The sequence below is a fragment of the Thauera sp. 2A1 genome, assembly GCF_009469595.2.
GTDB lineage: Bacteria > Pseudomonadota > Gammaproteobacteria > Burkholderiales > Rhodocyclaceae > Thauera.
Window position 1 is genome coordinate 15,182 of the sequence record NZ_SSXV01000004.1, and the last position, 22,195, is coordinate 37,376.

The 22,195-nt window shown below is 65.1% G+C and carries 19 protein-coding genes; 9 read left to right on the forward strand and 10 right to left on the reverse strand.

Annotated elements, in window-relative coordinates; genetic code table 11:
• Positions 1–6 precede the first annotated feature (6 nt).
• The 6 genes from GH664_RS04985 to GH664_RS05010 all read left to right on the forward strand — a co-directional run bounded on the left by GH664_RS04985 (position 7) and on the right by GH664_RS05010 (position 11,603).
• Complete coding sequence (locus GH664_RS04985; protein WP_153167028.1) at positions 7–1,104, forward strand: 2Fe-2S iron-sulfur cluster-binding protein; 1,098 nt, start codon at positions 7–9, stop codon at positions 1,102–1,104.
• Between the two features lie 258 nt (positions 1,105–1,362).
• Positions 1,363–4,035 (forward strand): bifunctional acetyl coenzyme A synthetase (ADP forming), alpha domain/GNAT family N-acetyltransferase, encoded by a 2,673-nt coding sequence (locus GH664_RS04990; protein WP_153167029.1) that lies wholly within the window; start codon positions 1,363–1,365, stop codon positions 4,033–4,035.
• Between the two features lie 304 nt (positions 4,036–4,339).
• Positions 4,340–7,393 (forward strand): type I restriction endonuclease subunit R, encoded by a 3,054-nt coding sequence (locus GH664_RS04995; RefSeq protein ID WP_153167030.1) that lies wholly within the window; start codon positions 4,340–4,342, stop codon positions 7,391–7,393.
• Positions 7,383–8,660, forward strand: coding sequence for a restriction endonuclease subunit S (locus GH664_RS05000; protein ID WP_228111389.1), 1,278 nt, complete (start codon positions 7,383–7,385; stop codon positions 8,658–8,660). The genes GH664_RS04995 and GH664_RS05000 overlap by 11 nt, the downstream gene beginning before the upstream one ends.
• A gap of 241 nt (positions 8,661–8,901) precedes the next feature.
• Positions 8,902–9,999 carry a YhcG family protein gene (locus tag GH664_RS05005; RefSeq protein ID WP_153167031.1) on the forward strand — a complete coding sequence of 366 codons (1,098 nt, stop codon included), beginning with the start codon at positions 8,902–8,904 and terminating at the stop codon, positions 9,997–9,999.
• Entirely contained in the window at positions 9,996–11,603 is a 1,608-nt protein-coding gene (locus GH664_RS05010) for a type I restriction-modification system subunit M (protein ID WP_153167032.1), read from the forward strand. The genes GH664_RS05005 and GH664_RS05010 overlap by 4 nt, the downstream gene beginning before the upstream one ends.
• Before the next feature lie 34 nt (positions 11,604–11,637).
• On the opposite strand, the gene GH664_RS05015 is transcribed toward GH664_RS05010, so the two are convergent.
• The 6 genes from GH664_RS05015 to GH664_RS05040 form a co-directional block, all read right to left on the reverse strand.
• Positions 11,638–12,276, reverse strand: coding sequence for a CDGSH iron-sulfur domain-containing protein (locus GH664_RS05015; RefSeq protein WP_194270328.1), 639 nt, complete (start codon positions 12,274–12,276; stop codon positions 11,638–11,640).
• A 70-nt stretch (positions 12,277–12,346) separates the two neighbouring features.
• Positions 12,347–13,546: a patatin-like phospholipase family protein gene (locus GH664_RS05020; protein ID WP_153167033.1), complete on the reverse strand. Its 1,200-nt coding sequence runs from the start codon at positions 13,544–13,546 to the stop codon at positions 12,347–12,349.
• Between the two features lie 9 nt (positions 13,547–13,555).
• Positions 13,556–14,335 (reverse strand): 3-hydroxybutyrate dehydrogenase, encoded by a 780-nt coding sequence (locus GH664_RS05025; RefSeq protein ID WP_153167034.1) that lies wholly within the window; start codon positions 14,333–14,335, stop codon positions 13,556–13,558.
• A gap of 179 nt (positions 14,336–14,514) precedes the next feature.
• Complete coding sequence (locus tag GH664_RS05030; RefSeq protein WP_153167035.1) at positions 14,515–14,913, reverse strand: VOC family protein; 399 nt, start codon at positions 14,911–14,913, stop codon at positions 14,515–14,517.
• A 157-nt stretch (positions 14,914–15,070) separates the two neighbouring features.
• Positions 15,071–15,418: a hypothetical protein gene (locus GH664_RS05035; RefSeq protein ID WP_153167036.1), complete on the reverse strand. Its 348-nt coding sequence runs from the start codon at positions 15,416–15,418 to the stop codon at positions 15,071–15,073.
• A 233-nt stretch (positions 15,419–15,651) separates the two neighbouring features.
• Positions 15,652–16,878, reverse strand: coding sequence for a nucleotidyltransferase domain-containing protein (locus tag GH664_RS05040; RefSeq protein WP_228111390.1), 1,227 nt, complete (start codon positions 16,876–16,878; stop codon positions 15,652–15,654).
• An 11-nt stretch (positions 16,879–16,889) separates the two neighbouring features.
• Between GH664_RS05040 and paaY the strand changes: the two genes are divergently transcribed.
• Together paaY and GH664_RS05050 are read left to right on the forward strand one after the other, a co-directional pair.
• Positions 16,890–17,501 (forward strand): phenylacetic acid degradation protein PaaY, encoded by a 612-nt coding sequence (gene paaY / locus GH664_RS05045; RefSeq protein ID WP_153167037.1) that lies wholly within the window; start codon positions 16,890–16,892, stop codon positions 17,499–17,501.
• On the forward strand, positions 17,498–17,851 hold the full coding sequence (locus tag GH664_RS05050; protein ID WP_153167038.1) for a cupin domain-containing protein: 354 nt from the start codon (positions 17,498–17,500) through the stop codon (positions 17,849–17,851). Before paaY ends, GH664_RS05050 begins: the two co-directional genes overlap by 4 nt.
• A 150-nt stretch (positions 17,852–18,001) precedes the next feature.
• Here GH664_RS05050 and GH664_RS05055 read toward each other — a convergent pair whose 3' ends face one another.
• On the reverse strand, positions 18,002–19,192 hold the full coding sequence (locus GH664_RS05055) for a class I SAM-dependent rRNA methyltransferase (protein WP_153167039.1): 1,191 nt from the start codon (positions 19,190–19,192) through the stop codon (positions 18,002–18,004).
• Positions 19,193–19,247: 55 nt separating this feature from the next.
• Positions 19,248–19,745, reverse strand: a complete 498-nt coding sequence (locus tag GH664_RS05060; protein WP_153167040.1) for a flavin reductase family protein — start codon at positions 19,743–19,745, stop codon at positions 19,248–19,250.
• 117 nt (positions 19,746–19,862) lie between these two features.
• Between GH664_RS05060 and mutY the strand changes: the two genes are divergently transcribed.
• Positions 19,863–20,921, forward strand: a complete 1,059-nt coding sequence (mutY, locus tag GH664_RS05065) for an A/G-specific adenine glycosylase (protein ID WP_153167041.1) — start codon at positions 19,863–19,865, stop codon at positions 20,919–20,921.
• Here mutY and GH664_RS05070 read toward each other — a convergent pair.
• Together GH664_RS05070 and GH664_RS05075 are read right to left on the reverse strand one after the other, a co-directional pair.
• Positions 20,911–21,531, reverse strand: coding sequence for an LON peptidase substrate-binding domain-containing protein (locus GH664_RS05070; protein WP_153167042.1), 621 nt, complete (start codon positions 21,529–21,531; stop codon positions 20,911–20,913). The genes mutY and GH664_RS05070 overlap by 11 nt on opposite strands.
• Positions 21,528–22,157, reverse strand: a complete 630-nt coding sequence (locus GH664_RS05075; protein WP_153167043.1) for a flavin prenyltransferase UbiX — start codon at positions 22,155–22,157, stop codon at positions 21,528–21,530. Before GH664_RS05075 ends, GH664_RS05070 begins: the two co-directional genes overlap by 4 nt.
• Positions 22,158–22,195 lie beyond the last annotated feature (38 nt).

Here is a 22,195-nt window from a genome sequence, read left to right on the forward strand (position 1 = left end):
ACCGACATGTCAGCACCCCGTTTTCAAGAACTCTCCGTCAAGCGCGTGAGCCCGGAAGCGGCCGGCGCGGTGGCGATCACCTTCGCCATCCCCGCGTCGGAGAAGGAGCGCTTCGCCTTCGAGCCGGGCCAGTTCCTCACCCTGCGCGCCACCATCGACGGCCAGGACGTGCGCCGCAACTATTCGATCAGCAGCCCGCGCAGCCGCCTGGCGAAGGATGGCGAGCTCGAGATCGGCATCCGTCCGGTGGAAGGCGGCCTGTTCTCCAACTGGGCCGCGCGCGCGATCAAGGCCGGCGACACCATCCAGGTGATGCCGCCCGACGGTCGCTTCGTGGTCAGGAAGAAACGCGCCATCCACCGCGTGGGCTTCGCCGCCGGTTCGGGCATCACGCCCATCCTGTCGATCGCCGCCAGCACGCTGGAAGAGCAGCCCGAGTCGAAGTTCACGCTGATCTACGGCAACCGCCGCATGTCCACCGTGATGTTCAACGAGGACCTGCAGGATCTGAAGGACCGCTACCGCGACCGCCTGACGATGATCCACGTGCTGTCGCGCCAGGCGCAGGAAGTGGACCTGCTGCAAGGCCGAATCGACGGCGACAAGGTGCGCGAGATCATCGCTGCCCTGCTGCCGGTGGGCAGCATGGACGAAGTCTTCATCTGCGGCCCGGATGAGATGATCACCGCCACCGAAACCGCCCTGGTGGAGGCCGGCGTGCCCGCCGACCGCATCCGCACCGAGCGCTTCACCGCCACCCTGGCGCCAGGCGCCAAGCCGGTCGGTGCCTCCAGCACCGCCGAGGCGGTGGCCACCGCGGCCAAGGACATCACGATGACGCTGGTGCTCGACGGCAAGGAGCACGAGATCGCCATCGGCGCCGACGAGCACGTGCTCGACGCCGCGCTCAACGCCGGCCTCGACCTGCCCTTCTCGTGCAAGGCCGGCGTGTGCTGCACCTGCCGCGCCAAGGTGCTGGACGGCGAAGTGGTGATGGACAAGAACTTCACCCTCGAAGCGGCCGAAGTGGCGCAGGGCTTCGTGCTGAGCTGCCAGGCACGATGCACCACCAAGCACCTGAAGGTGAGCTTCGACGAGCGCTGATGCGGCGTTCGACGTGATCGCCCAGCCCCGGAACGCGGCCGATTCGTCGGCCGCGTTTTTTGTCCACGGCCGGCATTTGGTGACTTGCCAGTCGCGCTCAAGCGCGCTCCTACAGAAGCGCGGCACATCCCTGTAGGAGCGCGCTTGAGCGCGACCCGGCAAAGCCGCCCGCTTCGCCTTTGCCGCTGATGCAGGTCAATGAACTCGCCCACGCGCTTGCCTAGACTCACCTGACTCCAACGACCGCCCCCGCCCGCCATGCTCAACGACCACTACCTCAGCGCCCTCTTCCAGCCCGCCTCCGTCGCGGTGATCGGCGCATCCGAGGAAGCGCGCTCGGTCGGCCATCTCATCTTCAAGAACCTGATCGACGCCGGCTACCGCGGCCAGCTTCACGCGGTGAACCCGAAGCGCGAAACGGTGCTGGGCCACCCCTGCGTGCGCTCGGTGGAAGACATCGGCCGGCGCATCGACCTCGCCGTCATCGCCACGCCGGCGCGCACGCTGCACGCGGTGGTCGAGCAGTGCGGCCGCGCCGGCGTGCGCAACGCGGTGATCGTCACCGCGCTGGGGCCGGCCGACAGCGCGCTGGAACGGCGCATCCTGGAGACGGCGCGCGCCGCCGGCCTGCGCCTGCTCGGGCCGGGCAGCCTGGGCATCCTGCGGCCGGCCGACGGGCTCAACGCGGCGCTCACCCGCATCGCGGTGGCCAGCGGCGACCTCGCGCTGGTGTCGCAGTCGGGCGCAATGTGCTCGGTGGTGCTCGACTGGGCGGCGACGCACCACATCGGCTTCTCGTCGGTGATCGCGCTCAGCACCGGGCTGGATGTGGATTTCGGCGAGACGCTCGATTTCCTGGTGCATGATCCGCGCACGCGCTACATCCTGCTGTATGTCGACCGCATCCGGAACGCGCGCCACTTCATGAGCGCGCTGCGCTCGGCGGCGCGCGTCAAGCCCATCATCCTGCTCAAGACCGGCCGCCACGAGCCGTCCGGCGCGCCCGGCGGCGGCACCGGCGCATCGCTGGCCGACGCGGTGTTCGATGCCGCGATGCGCCGCGCCGGCGTGGTGCGGGTGCAGAACGTCGGCCAGTTGTTCTTCGCCGCGCGCGCGCTGGCCACCGGCTTCCGGCCGCGGGTGGAACAGCTCGCCATCGTCACCAACGGCGCGGGGCCGGGCGCGATCGCCGCCGACCGCGCCGGCGACCTGGGCACGCCGCTGGTGGCGCTGTCACCGCAGGCGCAGGCGGCGCTGGCGCGCCTCAAGGTCGGCGGCAGCCGCGTCGGCAACCCGCTCGACCTCGGCGGCGACGCGCCGCCCGAACGCTACCGCGACGCCATCCTCGCCCTGGCCGAGGATGCGTCGATCCGCAACGTGCTGGTGATCCTGTCGCCGCACGCGCTCACCGACCCGGTGGATATCGCCCAGGCCGTCATCGACGTCGCCCGCCAGGTGAGCCTGAGCATCTGCTGCTGCTGGATGGGCGGCGGCCAGGTGGCGCAGGCGCGCAACCTGCTCGACCAGGCCGGCATCCCGGTCTTCCATGCGCCGGAGGCCGCCGTCGAGCTGTTCCACAACATCTCCCGCTTCCACCGCAACCAGGCGCTGCTGCTGCAGACCGCCGGCCGCTCCGACGAAGCCGGGCGCGGCGGCTCCGGCGGCGCGCGCATGCTGGTGGAGGCGCTGCTCAACCAGCGCCGCACGGTGCTGTCGACGATGGAGGCGAAGGCGCTGCTGCGCAGCTTCGGCGTGCCGGTGACGCAGACCATGGTGGCGCACGACGTCACCGAGGCGCTGTTCGTCGCCGAGCAGATCGGCTTTCCGGTCGTCATGAAGATCGACTCGCCCGACCTGCACGACAAGTCCGAGGCGGGCGGCGTGCGGCTCAACCTCAGCGCCACCGAATCGGTATGGAGCGCCTTCCACGACATCGTCGGCACCGTGCGCACCCGCCACCCCGACGCGCGCATCACCGGCGTGTCGCTCGAGCCCTACCTCCACCGCCCGCACGGCCGCGAGCTGCGCCTCGGCGTGTTCCGCGACGCGGTGTTCGGCCCCGTCATCAGCCTGGGTGCGGGCGGCGCGGCCGCCGGCCACACCGCCGACCGCGCCTACGCATTGCCGCCGCTCAACCCGGTGCTGGCGCGCGACCTGATCGATTCGCCGCAGGTGGAAGCGCTGGTCGCTGGCGTCGACGGCGTGCCGGGGATCGATCGCGACGCGCTGGAACAGGTGCTGGTCGCGGTGTCCGACCTGGTATGCGAGCTGCCCTGGGTACGCGAGCTGGTGATCGACCCGCTGATCGCCGACGAGGACGGCGCAATCGTCGCCGACGCCCACCTCGTCATCGACCAGGGCCTGCCCGCGGGCAGCGACCGCTACGCACACATGGCCATCCACCCCTACCCCGGCCACCTGATCCAGGAATGGAAGATGGCCGACGGCCGCATCGTGCGCGTGCGCCCGGTGCGCCCCGAGGACGCCGCGCTGGTGCAAGCCTTCTTCGACAAGCTGAGCCCGGAGACGCGCTACTTCCGCTTCATGGAGCAGCTCGAGGAGCTGCCGCCCAGCCTGATCGACCGCTTCACGCAGATCGACTACGACCGCGAGATGGCCCTGCTCGCCACCACCCGCACCGACAACGTCGAGACGATGATCGGCAGCGCGCGCTACTCGCTGGCCCCCGACGGCGAGTCGGTCGAGTTCGCCCTCGTCGTGGCCGACGACTGGCAACGCTTCGGCCTCGGCCGCCGCCTGATGGGCGCCCTGATCGACTGCGCCCGCAACAAGGGCTACCGCAACATCGTCGGCGACGTGCTCGGCAACAACCCGAAGATGCTGCGTCTGATGCATGGCCTGGGCTTCGAAGTGCAGCCGCATCCGGAAGAGAACACGCTCAGACGGGTGGTGAAGGCGCTGCATGGGTGAGGGGCACTGAGCGGCGGCCCGAAGGTCGCCTACGGCACGACGCGGCAAAGCAGCGCGCGAGGCACGTCAGCGGTACGCCCCAGCCGCTCGGCACCTGCTTTCAAGCCCGCCTCGGGTCGGTCTTCGGCAACTTGTTCATCGAGTTCGGCGAACGACTGCGGCGCTGGCATCAGCACCATCGTGGCAGCGATCTGCCCTGAAGATTGCGCCTGATAGCCATCTCCTGAATCCTGGCCTGTCCAGTCGCGCGCTGCTAGACTCCGGCGACCCTGAAGTTCCCATTTGCATGCCCCGGGTCGAATAGATGACAACCACGGAAAGCCAGATCGAACTTGATCTGGTCGCCAAACTGGGCGACCTCAAATACACCTACCGCCCCGATATCCGAGACCGGGCCACGCTGGAAGCCAACTTCCGCGCCAAGTTCGAGGCACTCAACCGTGTGCGCCTGACCGAAAGCGAGTTTCACCGGCTGCTCGACAGCATCATCACGCCCGATGTCTACAACGCCGCCCAGACGCTGCGCAACATCAGCAGCTTCGAGCGTGACGACGGCACGCCGCTGAATTACACCCTGGTGAACATCCGCGACTGGTGCAAGAACGACTTCGAGGTCATCCACCAGCTACGCATCAATACCGACAACAGCCACCACCGCTACGACGTGATGCTGCTCATCAACGGTGTGCCGGTGGTGCAGATCGAGCTGAAGACGCTGGCCGTCAGCCCGCGCCGGGCGATGCAGCAGATCGTCGATTACAAAGGTGACCCCGGCAACGGCTACAGCAAGACGCTGCTGTGCTTCATCCAGCTCTTCATCGTCAGTAACCGCAGCGACACCTGGTATTTCGCCAACAACAACGCCCGCCATTTCAGCTTCAACGCCGACGAGCGCTTCCTGCCCATTTATCAGTTCGCCGCCGAAGACAACAAGAAGATCACCCATCTGGATGCCTTTGCCGAGAAGTTTCTCGCCAAGTGCACGCTGGGCCAGATGATCAGCCGCTACATGGTGCTGGTGGCCTGCGAGCAAAAGCTGCTGATGATGCGGCCGTATCAGATTTATGCCGTGCAGGCCATCGCGGACTGCATCCACCAGCGCTGCGGGAACGGTTACATCTGGCACACCACCGGTAGCGGCAAGACGCTCACCTCGTTCAAGGCCTCCACCCTGCTCAAGGACAACCCGGACATCGACAAATGTCTGTTCGTCGTGGACCGCAAGGACCTGGACCGCCAGACGCGCGAGGAATTCAACCGTTTCCAGGAAGGCTGCGTCGAGGAAAACACCAACACCGAAACGCTGGTGCGCCGCCTGCTCTCCGACGACTACGCCGACAAGGTCATCGTCACCACCATCCAGAAGCTGGGCCTGGCGCTGGATGACAGCAGTGGCGGCGGCAACAATAAACGCAACTACGGCAACTACAAGGAGCGTTTGGCGCCGCTGCGCAATCAGCGCATCGTGTTCATCTTCGACGAATGCCACCGCTCGCAATTCGGCGACAACCACAAGGCCATCAAGGAATTCTTCCCCAACGCCCAGTTGTTCGGCTTTACCGGCACGCCCATCTTCGAGCAGAACGCCAGCTATCAGCAGATCGAAGGCCAGCAGGCCAGCTACCGCACCACCGACGATCTGTTCCAGCGCTGCCTGCACCAATACACCATCACCCACGCCATCGAAGACCGCAACGTCCTGCGCTTCCATGTTGATTACTACAAGCCGAAGGGCCTCATTGGCAACACCTCTCAGCCGAAGCCCGGCGAAGCCCTCGCCAAGCGCAAGGTGATCGAGGCCATCCTGGCCAAGCACGACGCCGCCACTGCCGACCGCAAGTTCAACGCCGTACTGGCCACCGCCAGCATCAACGACGCCATCGAATACCACGCCCTGTTCCAGACCGTGCAGGACGAAACGCGGCAGCAGAACCCGGACTTCGTACTGCTCAACGTCGCCTGCGTCTTCTCCCCACCGGCAGCCGCCTTGGAAAAGGACAAGGAGAACGGCAACGACAAGAATGCTAAAGACATCCGGCAACTACAAGCTGACCTGCCACAGGAAAAGGCCGATAACGAGGTCGAGCCAGAAAAGAAGAAGGCGGCCCTCATGGCCATCATCGCCGACTACAACACCCGCTTTGGCACCAACCACCGCATCGGCGAATTCGACCTGTACTACCAGGACCTGCAAAAACGCATCAAGGATCAGCAGTACCCGAATGCCGACCTGCCGCACGCGCAGAAGATCGACATCACCATCGTGGTGGACATGCTGCTTACCGGTTTCGACTCCAAGTACCTCAACACCTTGTACGTGGACAAGAACCTCAAGCAGCACGGACTGATTCAGGCCTTTTCGCGCACCAACCGCGTGCTCAACGACACCAAGCCTTATGGCAACATCCTGCATTTTCGCAAACAGGATGAGGCCAAGAAGTGCGTGGATGAAGCCATCGCCCTCTTCTCCGGCGAGAAGATCGATAACCCGCGCGAAATCTGGCTGGTGGAACCGGCCGCCGAAGTGCTGCGCAAGTACGAGGCCGCCGTCGCGGGCATGGCCGGCTTCATGGAAAGGAAGAATCTGGTCTGCGAACCCGAGCAGGTCTACAACCTCAAGGGCGACACGGCGCGCATCGAATTCGTAAACCGCTTCAAGGAAGTGCAGCGTCTCAAGACCCAGCTCGACCAATACACCGACCTCGAGCCCGAGCAGAAGGCACGGATGGAAGCCATCCTGCCGCAGGATCAATTGCAGAGTTTCCGCAGCACCTATCTCGAAACCGCCAAGCGTCTGAAAGAACAACAGGCGAGAGAAGGCGAGCAGGCGCCGCCCGCCGTGCAGCAACTGGATTTCGAGTTCGTGCTGTTCGCCTCCAGCCTCATCGATTACGACTACATCATGGGCCTCATCGCCCGGATGACAGCGCAGAAGCCCGGCAAGACCACAATGAACCGCGAGCAGCTGATCGGCCTCATTCATGCCGACGCCAAGTTCATCGACGAGCGCGAAGACATCGCCGAATACATCCGCAGCCTGCCGGTGGGCGAGGCGCTGGAAGAAAAGGAAATCCGCGCCGGTTACGAGCGCTTCAAGGCCGAGAAGAAAGCGCGCGAACTCACCGCCATTGCCGCCAAGCACAAGCTGGACGCCGCCGCGTTGCAAGCCTTTGTGGACGAAGTCCTACGCCGCCGCATCTTCGACGGGGAACGCCTGAGTGATCTCATGGCGCCGCTGGGGCTGGGCTGGAAGGAGCGCACTCAGGCCGAACTGGCGCTGGTGGATGACCTTACGCCACTGCTGCACAAGCTTGCGCAGGGGCGGGAGATTTCGGGGTTGAGTGCGTATGAGCAGTGAGAGCACAACCGTGATTGGCGAAGAGGATGACGAAATGTCGGCGCTGGTGCCGCGGCTGCGGTTTCCGGAGTTTCGGGAGGCGGGGGAGTGGCGCAGTCAATCCGGAGCCGTGCTTTTCGATCAAGTCAGCAATAAAGACCACAACTCTGATCTTCCTGTGCTTGCCATTACCCAAGAGCATGGGGCGGTCCCTCGCCGCTTGATTGACTATCACGTATCTGTAGCCGACAAGAGTATTGAAGGCTACAAGGTTGTGGAAGTTGGTGACTTCATCATCAGCTTGCGCTCCTTCCAGGGTGGCATTGAATACTCCAGTTACAAAGGAATTTGCAGTCCGGCCTACGTGATTCTGAGGCTCGCGCCTGGGTATTCGGCGGACTATTTTCGGCACTTTCTCAAGACAGATCGATTCATTGGCCAACTGACCAAGAACCTTGAAGGCTTGCGGGATGGAAAGATGGTCAGCTACAAGCAATTCTCTGAATTGCAGCTCCCAACCCCATCTCAGAAAGAACAAGAAAAAATCGCCGACTGCCTGTCTTCCCTCGACGAACTGATAACGTTGGAGACCCAAAAGCTGGACGCTCTCAAGACCCACAAGAAGGGCCTGATGCAGCAGCTTTTCCCCCGCGAAGGCGAAACCGCGCCACGACTTCGGTTTCCGGAGTTTCGAAAGTCTGGGTCTTGGAAATCCACGACACTCGCAGGTGTTGCGACCATCCGAGCTGGCACTACGCCTTCGCGTTCTGAGCCAGCGTTCTACAGCGGCGGAACAATCCCTTGGGTGAAGACGGCAGATTTGAACAACGGCTTCATCTCTCACACAGAGGAGTGCATAACGCCCGCCGCGAAAGCAAGAATCAATCCTGTCGGCTCAGTTCTCGTTGCCATGTATGGCGGGTTCAACCAAATCGGCCGGACAGGGTACCTGACGGTGTCAGCGGCAACCAATCAAGCCATATCTGTTCTGACTGCAGACGAAAATGAAGTCTTGCCAATTTACTTGCTGACTTGGATGAATGCACGTGTCGAGAGCTGGAAAAAGATCGCCAGTAGCAGTCGGAAGGACCCAAACATAACCGGTACCGACGTTGCCAACTTTCCTATTGCTTACCCCCGCAAGGAAGAGCAAAGGCAAATTTCTGATGGCCTCGCATCACTCGATGACCTCATTGCAACGCAAATTCAGAAAATCGACGCCCTCAAGACCCACAAGAAGGGCCTGATGCAGCAGTTGTTCCCGGTGCCGGACAAGGTGCCCGCGTGACGCAAGTGATTCTCTACACCAGCGAACGTGGGAGTTCAGTTGTCAACCATCGCTTGACAACTGCAGCCGATGGCCAGAATTGCCGTGGCGCGCAGTGCAGGCCTCTCGCCATTGGGCCTCTTCCCATTCTCTACACAGCGTGTAGAGAACGACCGATGCCTGACCAGCGCGGCAACTGTCAAGGAATCCTTGACAGTTCAAGGCGTAAGGCGTGGGCGGAGAAGCGGTGGGGAAAGTTGTCATGACGAAAAGGAACCAGAAGAAGCAGGGCGCTATCGGGAGCCCCCCGCCTGCCGATCCGGTCGAAGGCTTTTCGCCGCTGCTGGGCACCCTGCGTCAGCTCATCGCCGATTCACGCCAGCAAGTGCTGCGGGCGGTGGACGCGGTGCAGGTGCAAACCTATTGGCACGTCGGTCGGCACATTGTGGAGTTCGAGCAAGGCGGTGCGCAGCGGGCGGCCTATGGGCAGCGCTTGTTGCCGCAGTTGGGGCAGGCCTTGTCGGCCGAATTCGGGCGGGGTTTCGATGCGACCAATTTGCGGCACATGCGCGGGTTCTATCTGGCGTTTCCAATTCGCGACGCACTGCGTCGCGAATTGAGTTGGACGCACTATCGCCTGTTGCTGCGGGTAGACAGCCCCGAGGCCCGCCAGTGGTATGTGGAGGAGGCCGTCGCTCAGAACTGGAGCACACGCGCATTGGAGCGGCAGATTGGCAGCCTGTATTACGAGCGCCTGCTGCTGAGCCAGGACAAGGCGGCCGTGACTGCTGAGGCGCAGGCAAATCTGAGTGTACTGGAGCAATCACCCCGCGCATTTGTGCGCGACCCGATGATGCTGGAGTTTCTGGGCCTGCCCAACACGGGCCGCCTGCTGGAGGCCACGCTGGAAACGGCGTTGATGGACAAGCTGCAGCAGTTTCTGATGGAGTTGGGCAAAGGCTTTGCGTTTGTGGCCCGGCAGCAGCGCATCAGCACCGAAACGCAGGATTTCTACATTGACCTGGTGTTTTACAACTACCTGCTCAAGTGCTTCGTGCTGATCGACCTGAAAACCGGCCCACTCACGCATCAGGATGTGGGGCAGATGGACATGTATGTGCGCATGTACGACGACCTGCGCCGGGGTGAGGGAGACAACCCGACAGTGGGCATTCTGCTGTGCGGCAGTAAAGACAAGTCGGTGGTGCGTTATTCCGTGTTGAACGGAAGCGAACAGCTCTTCGCCAGCAAGTACCGTTTGGTGTTGCCCAGTGAGGAAGAGCTGCGGTTGGAGTTGCAGCGTGACCGCGAAGCCCTCGAAATTCAACAAGGCCTTCGTGACGAGGGAGAAACTAAGTGACGGACCTCGAGAAGCAAAAGCTGGGCAAGACCCTCTGGGCCATCGCCGACCAGTTGCGCGGCGCGATGAACGCGGACGACTTCCGCGATTACATGCTGGCCTTCCTCTTCCTGCGCTATCTGTCGGACAACTACGAAGCGGCCGCAAAAAAGGAACTGGGGCCGGACTACCCGGCGCCGAAGCCTGGCGATCGGCTCAGCCCCCTGTCGTTCTGGTATGCCGATAACGCGGCGGATGTGCCCGAGTTCGAAAAGCAGATGCGCCGCAAGGTGCATTACGTGATCGAGCCGCAATACCTGTGGGGCAACATCAGCGAGCTGGCCCGCACCCAGCACGCCGAGCTGCTGCACACGCTGCAGCAGGGCTTCGACTACATCGAGAACCAGTCATTCGCCAGCACCTTCAAGGGCTTGTTCTCGGAGATCAATCTGGCGTCCGACAAGCTCGGCAAGACCTATGCCGAGCGCAATGCCCGTTTGTGCAAGATCATCAGCGAGATCGCCAACGGGCTGACGCAATTTCGCACCGACAGCGACGCACTGGGCGATGCCTATGAATACCTGATCGGCCAGTTTGCCGCCGGCTCGGGCAAGAAGGCGGGCGAGTTCTACACGCCGCAGCCCATTTCCAGCATCCTTTCCACCATCGTTACGCTGGACAGCCAGGAGCCGGCGACGGGGCAGCGTTCGCATCTGGACAGCGTGCTGGATTTTGCCTGCGGCTCGGGCTCGCTGCTGTTGAATGTGCGCCACCGCATGGGGCCGCACGGCATCGGCAAGATTCACGGCCAGGAAAAGAACATCACCACCTACAACCTGGCGCGCATGAACATGCTGCTGCACGGGGTGAAGGATTCCGAGTTCGAAATCTTCCACGGCGACACCCTGCTCAACGAGTGGGACATGCTGCGGGAGACGAACCCGGCCAGGATGCCGAAGTTCGACGCGGTGGTGGCCAATCCGCCCTTCAGCTATCGCTGGGAGCCGAGCGAGGCGCTGGGCGAGGATGTGCGCTTCAAGAACTACGGCCTGGCGCCGAAGTCTGCCGCCGACTTCGCATTTCTGCTGCATGGCTTCCACTTCCTGAAGCAGGACGGCGTGATGGCCATCATCCTGCCCCACGGCGTGCTGTTCCGTGGCGGCGCGGAGGCTCGCATCCGCACCAAGCTGCTCAAGGACGGCCACATCGACACGGTGATCGGGCTGCCGGCCAACCTGTTCTTCTCGACCGGCATTCCGGTCTGCATCCTGGTGCTGAAGAAGTGCAAGAAGCCTGACGATGTGCTGTTCCTAAACGCTGCCGAGCATTTCGAGAAGGGCAAGCGGCAGAATCAGCTGCTGCCCGAGCACATCGACAAGATCATCGACACCTACCAGTTCCGCAAGGAAGAGGCTCGCTATTCGCGTCGGGTGGGTATGGCGGAAATCGAGAAGAACGATTTCAACCTGAACATCTCGCGCTATGTCAGCACGGCAGAGGCGGAAGAGGAGATCGACTTGGCCGCTGTTCACGCCGAGCTGGTGACGCTGGAGCAGAAAAGGAAAGCTGCGCTCGATAAGCACAACGCCTTCCTCAAGGAGTTGGGGCTGCCGATCCTGCCGTGAGGGAAGCCTCTGGGTGGCGATGGTCGGAACGAGGTCAGGGGTTGCTGCGGAAACCCACGCTGCGATGGCTGCCGTCGCAATAGGGTTTGTCCTTCGATTGGCCACAGCGACACAGCCAGCAATCGGTGACGCGGTTCACCATCTTGCCGGTGCCGGTGATCACCTCGAGGTTGCCGCGCACGTGCAGCGGGCCGTCCTGCAGGGGCTCGATCAGCAGGGGGCCATCGCGCTGCGCCAGCGGGGTCGAGTCGCCCGGCGTCGGCTCGCCGGTGGCGACAAAGCCCGCGGTCGTGTGACTGCCGTCGCAATAGGGTTTGTGTGTCGAGGCGCCACAGCGGCACAGCGTCAGCCGATAACCCCGGTCGCTGCCGTCGATCGAGATCGGTGCACGAAAGGCGAGCGGTCCGTTCTCGCGCACGCGCACCGTGTTGACGCGGGGTGGCGACTCGATCGCAGTACCGTCGGCACCGGCACACTGGATCGCGCCCGACGGGCAGTTGTGTGCCAGTTCGAGCAGTTCCGCCGGCGTCGCGCGCTCGGGGTGGATCCAGTCGCCCGCCACGTTCGGCACGAACACGTCGGGCCGATCGAGCACGCAGTGGCGCGAGTGAATGCAACGTTGACCGTCAAACTGGATGACGACGGTGGTGCCACGGACCGATTCCACGCTCATGATCTGCTCCTGGTTGGTGCGAACGGCTGACTGCGGACAGGCGCACGCCGACCCTGGCGGCTCAGGCGCTTCACTGCCGATGCACGTCATGGGTGATGAACGGCTCCTCGGCCGTGGGCATGTCGAGCCAGTCTGGATGCTGCAGACTGTGCCGGATGTCTGCCAGGCCGCATTGCCAGTGCGCGCGCATCGTGCGCGCACCGAACTGGAAGTCCTTGTAGTTACCCTCGCAGCGCTTGTCCCGATAGATCAGGTGGAACACGTTGAAGAGCCGGTCGCAGGCCTCTTCGGCTGCGCGCCGGTACCAGGGGTTGTGCTTGCGCGCGTCCTCCGGCACCAGCTTCATCAGTTCGCCAAGCAGGCGGCGCTGCTTCTGCATGCTTGCCATGTAGGTGGTGATCGTGCGCGTCCGGCTCGAGTACTGAATGTCCTTCTGGCGCACCATCACCGCGGAGAGATCGGTCGGCAGCGCGCCGTGTGCGCTCCACAGGTCGACCTGAAACACCAGCGAGTTCCTGCGCGGCGTGGTGGCCAGCACCTTTTGCAGCGGGGTGTTCGACACCACGCCTCCGTCCCAGTAATACTCGCCGCCGATCTCCACCGCCGGAAAGCCTGGCGGCAGCGCACCCGAGGCCATGAAGTGCTCGGCACACAAGCGCTCTTTCGTGTTGTCGAAGTAGACGAAATTGCCCGTTGCGACGTTCACCGCGCCGACCGATACCCGGATTTCGCCGCTGTCATTGAGCCGATCGAAGTCGACCAGCGCCTCGAGCGTCGCTTTCAGCGGCGCGGTGTCGTAGTAGCTCGCCGTGTCGGGGGTGGCTGAACGATCGAAGCTGAAGGAGGCACGGGGCTGGAAGAAGCCGTTCTGGCCCTCGGTCAGTGCGCGCCACGCTTCCCAGCCATTGAGCATCCCGATCAGCGGTTCGGGCCAGTCCCGAAGATCCATCTGGCTGAGCGGGCTGGACGGCAGCAGCGGCGGCCGGCAGATCGTTTCCCAGAATTGCTGCAGGCGCGCCACGCGTTGCTGCGGCGGGTTGCCGGCGATGATCGCCGCATTGAGTGCGCCGATCGAGATCCCGGCGACCCAGTTCGGATGCAACTGCGCCTCGGCCAGACCCTCATACACCCCGGCCTGATAGGCGCCGAGCGCTCCGCCTCCCTGCAGCACCAGAGCGACCACCTGATAGCGGTGGCCGGCCGGCAGACTCGGGCTCTGGTAGAAACCCGAGCCGCGCTGCCGCGTGGCGTCTGGCGTGTCGCCGACCATGGCGGCCCCTCAATGCATATGCCAGCCGTGGCTGACGACGAACGATTGTCCGGTCAGCGCCGCGCTCGGGAAGGCCGCGAGGAACAGCGCGGTTTGCGCCACGTCGTCGATGGTGGTGAAGATGCCGTCGACCGTCTCGCCCAGCATCATCTTCTTGACCACCTCTTCCTCGCTGATGCCCAATTCCCTGGCCTGCTCGGGTATTTGCTTGTCGACCAGCGGCGTGCGCACGAAGCCCGGACAGATCACGTGCGAACGGACATTGTGCGCGGCCCCTTCCTTGGCCAGTACGCGGGCGAGACCGAGCAGGGCGTGCTTGGCAGCGACGTAGGCCGATTTGAGCGGCGAGCCCTCATGCGAGTGCACCGACCCCATGTAGATCACCGTGCCGCCACGATTGTCCTGATACATGAAGCGCAGCGCCGCCCTTGTGGTGAGAAAGGCGCCGTCGACGTGAATCGCCAGCATCTTCTTCCACTCGGCGAAACTGAATTCGACGATCGGCTTGACGATCTGTATGCCGGCGTTCGAGACGAGGATGTCGAGTCCGCCCAAGGTGTCGACCACCGCCGTGGTGCCGGCGTCGACGGCGTCCTCGTCGGTGACGTCCATCGCCACGGCCATGGCTTTGCCGCCGCTTGCGACGATTTCATCGGCCGTGGCTTGGGCAGCCGCCAGGTGGATATCGGCGATGGCCACCGCCGCGCCGGCCCTCGCGTACACGTGGGCGATTTCCCTGCCGATGCCGCTTGCGGCGCCGGTGATGAGTGCGATCTTCCCGTTCAGCATTGCGTGCTCCGTGTAGATCTGCCGCGATCGAAAGACAAGCCCCCGGGCCGAAATTCAGCCCACCTGCACCGTCAGCAGCGGTGCCGCCGCGAGGTTCCCGGCCGTTCCGTTTCGCACGCAGGGGCTGGAAATTGATGCGCTGAGCCCACGCTTCGAACCGTCTGCGCGCCGGACCTTCTTCAAGCCTGTGCGGCTGCGTCGCCCCTGTGCGCTTCCGAACAGAACCACAGCTTGTTGCCCTCGCTGTCGAGCAAGGCTCCCACCCAGAACCGTCCCTCCTCGTAGAGCTGGACCTTGTCGCTGATCGTGACGCCGCGGGCCAGCAAGTCCCGCTCGAGCCGGGGCGCATCCGCAACGGCGATGGTCAGCCGCGGAAAGGGAGACTTTCCCGACGGGGCCGCATCCTCGGCCACGGGCTTGAGCAGGATCGTCAGGCTGCCGAGCGCGAAGCCCACGTCGCCATTGCCGCCCGGGACGGGTTCGAGACCCAGTTTTGCGCGATAGAAATCTGCCGCCCTCGCCAGGTCATCGACGGCGAGCGCCACCACTTTCAGTTCCTGCCATCCCAGCGTGTTCATTTGCCCACCTCGCTTCGCGATACCCTCCCAATTCTGTTTATAGACAGTCGGCACGCGAGTGACGCACTTCGCGGCGAAAACTCATCCGCCAGCGGATGCTGGATGTCGAGGCGAGGGGAAACCGGGGAGAGATCCAGGTTCGTGCAGCAGGCAGCCGTCATGCCTCGGGCGTGAAGCTCATCACCAGCACTTCGTGACCTTCCGACGTTTCGTCGGGGCGCGAAAGCCGTTCCGCGAGCTCCTTCGCCTCCTCGTACGAGTCGCAGACCCAACTGTTCATCGCGCCACAGGCGGCGAAGGTGCGATCCGGCAGCGCGACGATCACGCCGAAGCGGTCGTCCTGGCCGCCGATGATGAACTGGTACGTCCCCTGCTCCCGGATCCGCTGCTCCACTTCGGCGAAGTCCTGATCCTGCTGGAACTTCTCGCGGAATTCGGCAAGATCCTTGGCCTTCGCGATGACCATGGCGGCGTAGTACCTGTTCGTGGTGTTTGTCTGATTCATGACCTGAGTTCGCTCGATGACGACCGGGCTGCGGGCTGGTGCCTGCCCGGTAGGGGCCAACACATTAACACCCTTGGCGGCACTCCCGACCCCGCTGAAAAGCCGGGGCGTGCAGTACGAGCCGCGCATAGAGCTTGCCGGTCTTGGCGAGGATGATCTCCTGCTCGGCATGCGCCTGCTCCAACAGGCGTGAACGCAGGCTGTTGCGCCGAATCGATCGGGCTGAGGCATCCTCAGAAATCGATCCCGGGCAGCCGGATTCCATCGCCCCCAGCCAATGTGCGGCGAGCCTGCTGCAACATCTCGGCGCTGAAGTAGCGCAACTGTGCGGGGTCGAACTCAAACGTCGGCAGATGGGCCAGAACGATCTCGGCAACAAGCACTGCCTGTGCCCGGTCGCGCCCCTTCTTCACCGGCTCCCGATCCTGTCGTGTGGAGAGCCAGGCCTTGTGCAGGGCAAATGCGCGCGGATCGGGTACCCGCATCATGACTGGGCGACCGTCGGATGCGATCGCGACGACATCATGCTTGGGCGCATTCACCAGCCAGTGCAGGTTGGGCAGCTCGACCGCGACAAGATCGTCCTGGCCAAAGGTCACGTCGGTTGCGTCACGCATGTCGCGCGCCGGGATCACGAGATCGACCATGAAGCCCTTGTCATTGACCGCGCGGAAGGGCGCGTCGCGCGAGGGCACAAAGCTCGGATCGGCCTTCCGCAGCAGCCCGAGCAGCCCTCCCTGGTCGAGCTTTTGCGTCACGATCGACAAGTGGCGACGCGGATCGTAGAGAAGATCCACGTCGCCCGAGGCCAGCAGTTCCATACGGCAATGCACGCCTGCCATCGCCTCGTAGGCGTGGATCGCGTGTGTTCCGATCACGCAAAAATCATGCTCCATGCGTGCTGCCGCCAGACCGAGCAGGATGTCGCCGACGATGCTGGGGAGCCGCCCCAAACGCAGCGCACGGTTGAGGCGCGTCTGGTTCTTCACCCGCTCGGACAGCGTTTGCAGGCGCGCCTTCGCACGTACCTTGCCCTCGGTGAACGCGGCATAGACGGCCTCGGTTTCGGCGTTACGCGGGCCGAGCGACTTGCCGTTTCCACGCGCGTCCTGGCGTCGCAGGAGGTATTGGCGCCCCTTGGATGACATCCAGCGCATCCCATAGCGATAACTACGGGCGTGATGGAGCGCGTCGATCCATGCGCGATAGAGTTGGTCCGACTCGACCATGAACAACTGCTGCTGGTGATCGAGAGGCTGCACGATGTTTTCCTGTTTTTCTACGAGGTTGAGAATAACAGGAAAACAGACTCTCAGTCGCGTGGTTTCAGCGTGTAGAGCAGCCTGCAGAACCTGCCCGCAAGGACAGTTGGGCTGGGGTGAAGCGGTGATGGCAGCGATGGCGATGTCCGCATGGCAGAATCGAGCTAGATCGACACCATCACTGCCGCGCCGAACCAAGGACCCACCCCATGCCCTGCTATGAAATCGACGGCCTGAAGCCCGTCATCCATCCCACCGCCTTCGTCCACCCCGACGCCGTGCTGATCGGCGACGTGATCGTCGGCCCGCGCTGCTATGTCGCGCCGCTGGCCTCGCTGCGCGGCGACTTCGGCCGCATCGTGATGGAGGAAGGCAGCAACATCCAGGACACCTGCGTGATGCACGGTTTTCCAGGCACCGACACGGTGATCGGCGTCGATGGCCACGTCGGCCACGGCGCGGTACTGCACGGCTGCCGCATCGGGCGCAATGCGCTGGTGGGCATGAACGCCGTGATCATGGACAACGCGGTGGTAGGCGACGAATCCATCGTCGCCGCCTGCGCCTTCGTCAAGGCCGGCATGGAGATCCCGCCGCGCAAGCTGGTCGCCGGCATGCCGGCCAAGGTGATGCGCGACCTTTCGGAGCAGGAAGTGACGTGGAAGGGCGACGGCACCCGCACCTACCAGGAACTGACCGAGCGCTGCCTGGCCACGCTGAAGCCGTGCGGGCCGCTCACCGAGATGGAACCCGGCCGCAAGCGCTTCGAGTTCCCGGGCGTGGTGCCGCTGGTGGAGGCGAAGAAGGAAGGCAAGGCTTGAGCGAGCGCGGCAAGCTCCTCGCCGGCCTGCCGCCGGCCGGGCCGCAGGAGCATTTCGATACCCTGCTCGACCACCCGGCGGCGCGCATCGAGCGCATCGCCTCGTTCGCCCAGGCCAGCCCGCCGGGTTTCTGGTACGACCAGGCGGGCGACGAATGGGTGATGCTGGCGGCGGGGCGCGCCGAGCTCACCCTCGAGCACGCGGACGGCGATCTCGAGTCGCTGGCGCTGGCGGCGGGCGACTGGGTCTTCATCCCGGCGCACCGGCGGCACCGGGTGGAGTCGACGAGCGCGGATGCGGTCTGGCTGGCGGTGCATCTCGGCGGTGCGGAGAACGCGTTGGATCAGTAGAAGTACTCGAACCTGCAGGTTTGGAGGCGGGGGGTGCGCGGAGCAGGCGAGCACTGTCCGAGTCCCGAGCGAAGCGAGGTCGAGTTGCGCAGCCTGACGGAGCGCACCCCCCGCCTCCAAACCGGATTCGTAGCAGGGAAGCGCAGCCCCTCACCCCACCTGGCAGGCGAGCCCCTTGAGGTACTCGCCTTCCGGCACCGCCAGCCCGATCGGGTGGTCCGGCGCGGCCGACAGACGGTAGATGATGCGCGCATCGACACCGGCATCGGTGGCAGCGCCGGCGACGATCTTCTGGAACAGCTCCTGGCCGATGCCGCCCGAGCACGAGTAGGTCATCAGGATGCCACCCGGGTTGAGCAAACGGAAGCCGAACAGGTTGATGTCCTTGTAGGCGCGCGCGGCCCGCTCGGCGTGCGCGGCGGAAGGCGCGAACTTGGGCGGATCGAGCACGATCAGGTCGAAGCGGCGGCCGTCGTCCTTCAGCGCGCGCAGCGCCTTGAACACGTCGGCCTCCAGCCATTCGGCGCGGCTGGCGTCGAGCTGCGGGTTGAGCGCCAGGTTGCGTCGCGCGGATTCCAGCGCCGGGCCGGAGGAGTCGATCGACAGCACCGATTGCGCGCCGCCCGCCAGCGCCTGCAGCGAGAAGCCGCCGGTGTAGCAAAAACAGTTCAACACCTCGCGGCCACCGGCAAGCTGGCCGGTGAGCAGGCGGTTGTCGCGCTGGTCGAGGTAGAAGCCGGTCTTGTGGCCGCCCTCCACATCCACTTCCATGCGCACGCCGTTCTCGACGATGGTGAGCCCGCCCGCCGGCAGTTCGCCATACGCGACGCCGGTGCGCGGCTCCAGCCCCTCAAGGCCGCGCACTTCCGAATCCGAACGCTCGTAGATCGCGGCGCAGCCGGTGGCCTGCACCAGGCCGGCGACGATCGCCTCGCGCCATTTGTCGGCGCCGGCGCTGGTGAGCTGCAGCACCACCACGTCGCCATAGCGGTCGGCGATGACGCCGGGCAGGCCGTCGGACTCGCCGTGGATCAGGCGCACGCCCTGCTGCCCGCGCAGCGCCGGGATCGCCGCGCGCCGTGCCACCGAAGCGGCCACCGCGCGCTTGAAGAAGGCATGGTCGATCGCCGCGTCGACATCGAAACTCCACACCCGCGCGCGGATCTGCGATTCCGGCGACCAAGCGGCGCGCGCCAGCGGCTTGCCGTCGGCGGTGACGACGGTGATCGTGTCGCCCGGCCGCGCGCGGCCGTCCAGGCGGTCGACCGAGCCGGCGAAGATCCAGGGGTGGCGACGGAACAGCGAGCGTTCCTTGCCGGGCTTGAGGATGAGCTGAGCCATGGGAATGAGGCCGGAAAGGAGTGGGCAGGAAAGCAGGGGACCGGAGCTGCGCCGGTCAGTCGACGAGCCGCCGGTAGGCGCCGGCGTGGTAGATCAGCGGCGGCCGCTCCTCGCGGTCGAAGCTCACCACTTCGCCGATGAACACGATGTGGTCGCCGCCCGGGTGGCGCGTGGTGTTGCGGCACACGAAGCGCGCGCAGCAGCCACTCAGCAGCGGCACGCCGCCCTCGCCGTCTTCCAGGGCCAGGCCGGCGAAGCGGTCGTCGACGCGGCTGGCGAAGCGGTTCGACAGCGCCTCCTGATCGGCGGCGAGCACGTTGATCGCGTAGTATTCGCAGCCTTCGAACTGCTCGCGCATCGACACGTCGTTCGCGAGGCTCCAGACGATGAGCGGCGGCTCGAGCGACACCGAGTTGAAGGAATTCACCGTCAGCCCGAACGGCACACCATCGGGCGTGCGCGTGGTGACGACGGTGATGCCGGTGGCGAACATGCCGAGCGCATTGCGGAAGCGCCGCGCCGCATCGTCGCTGCTGAAGGTCTGCTGGGACATCGGACGGAATGCTGCCGCGCCGGCTGAGGCGGCAGGAAGAATGAACAGGTACGGATTATGGCGGCAGGCGCCAACAGCGTCGAGTGCCGGGCGCCTGCCGGGGAAAGCACACAACGCATGAGCGAATTCGCACGCAAACTCGTCACCTGGCAGCGCGAGCACGGCCGCCACGACCTGCCCTGGCAGGGCGGGCGTGATCCCTACCGCATCTGGCTGTCGGAGATCATGCTGCAGCAGACACAGGTGGAGACGGTGATCCCCTATTACCTGCGCTTTCTCGAGCGCTTTCCCGACGTCGCCGCGCTGGCCGCCGCGCCGGTGGAGGACGTGATGGCGTTGTGGAGCGGGCTGGGCTACTACGCCCGTGCGCGCAACCTGCACCGCGCGGCGCAGCAGGTCGTGGAGCGCCACGGCGGGCAGTTCCCCGGCAGCGCGGTGGAGATCGAGACGCTGCCCGGCATCGGCCGCTCCACTGCGGCGGCGATCGCCGCCTTCGCCCACGACGAGCGCGCCCCCATCCTCGACGGCAACGTCAAGCGCGTGCTGTGCCGGGTGTTCGGCATCGAGGGCTTCCCGGGCGAAAAGGCGGTGGAAAACCGCCTGTGGGCGCTGGCCGAGTCGCTATTGCCGGCGCGCGGCGTCGGCACCTACATCCAGGCGCAGATGGACCTCGGCGCCACCGTGTGCACCCGCGGCAAACCCGCCTGCGCACGCTGCCCGCTGCACGACGACTGCGTCGCACGGCGCGACGGCCGCACGGCGGAACTGCCGGCGGCACGCCCGAAAAAGGTGGTGCCGCGGCGCAGCGTACGGGTGGCGGTGATCCTGCATGAAGGCCGCGTGCTGCTGGAACGCCGCCCGCCCGCCGGCATCTGGGGCGGGCTGCTGGCGCTGCCGGAGATCCCCGACGCCGCCGCCGACGTGACCGCCTGGGCGGATGCCGCGCTGGGAGTGGAGTGCGCCGACGCGCAGCCGCTCGCGCCGCTGACCCACGCTTTCACCCACTTCGTGCTCGACATGCAGCCGCTGCGGCTGGAAGCCCGGCGCACCCACGCCGCCGCGATGGAGCCGGGCCACGCCTGGCAGCCGCTGGCCACCCTCGCCGATGCCGCCCTGCCGACGCCCGTGCGGCGCATCCTCGGCGCCCTGGCTGCTCCGGACCTGTTCAGCGCGTAAGCGGCGCGTCCGGATCGTCGGGCAGCATGCCCAGTTCGTACAAGGTGTCGCGCACGAATTCGAGGCGCTCCAGCGGGTCGTCCATCTCCAGCAGGCGCTGCTTGGCCTCCGGCTTCAGCGGCAGCCACTCGGCGTAGCGCGTGCCCACCCAGACGGCGTCGTCGAAGCGGAGCGGCTCGACGACATGGCCGCCGCCAAACTTCTCGATAAGGCGCTCGAGCAGCGGCACCACCTCGGCAAGATGCCGCGGAATCGGTTGCGCCACCGGCTCGGGGAGCCAGCGCACAGTGCCGATGAGCAGGCCATCCTCCTCCAGCTCGTGGTCCAGCACCCGGAACCGCCGACGCCCGCGCACGACGATGTCCACCACGCCGTTGCGCAGGTGGTCGGCACTGACGATCTGCGCCTCGGTGCCCAGCAGGTAGGGCACGGCCGGCTCGCCCACCTCGCGCCCGGCGGCGATCAGGCACACGCCGAAGGTGTCATGCGCCTTCAGGCACTGGGCGATCATGCGCCGGTAGCGCGGCTCGAAGATGCGCAGCGGCAGGCTGCCTTCGGGGAACAGTGCGGTGCCGAGCGGAAACAGCGGAATCCGGGCGCTATCGGTCATGACGTCCCTCCTTCGTCGCCCCAGCGCGCCATCAACCGGTGTGGCACGCCGAGCTGGTCGAGCACGCGCGCGACGACGAAATCGACCAGATCCTGCACCGTCTGCGGATGGTGGTAGAAGCCGGGGTTGGGCGGCAGGATGCAGACGCCGAGGCGCGCGAGCCTGAGCATGTTTTCCAGGTGAATGGCCGAATACGGCGTCTCGCGCGGCACCAGCACGAGCTTGCGCCCTTCCTTGATGACGACGTCGGCCGCGCGCTCGATCAGGTTCTGGCTGAGCCCGCCGGCGATCGCCGCGAGCGTCGCCATGGTGCAGGGGCAGACGACCATCGCGTCCGGCGGGTTGGAGCCGGAGGCCGGCGGGGCGAACCATTCCTCGCGGCCGAACACGCGCAACTGGCCGGGCGCGGCGCTGAAGCGCGCCGACAGCTCGGCTTCGACGTCGGCCGGGCGCGCCGGCAGGTTCCAGTCCATCTCTTGCCGCGCAACGATCTGCGCGACCTGCGAATAGAGCAGCCACACCCGGCAGCCGGCCTGCAGCAGGCATTCGACCAGGCGCACGCCATAAGGCAGGCCGGAGGCGCCGGTGAAGGCGACGGTGATGGTGCGCGTTTGATCGTTGCTCATGGTCCGGTCCGGAGATCACATCCCTGGCTGCAGGTTAA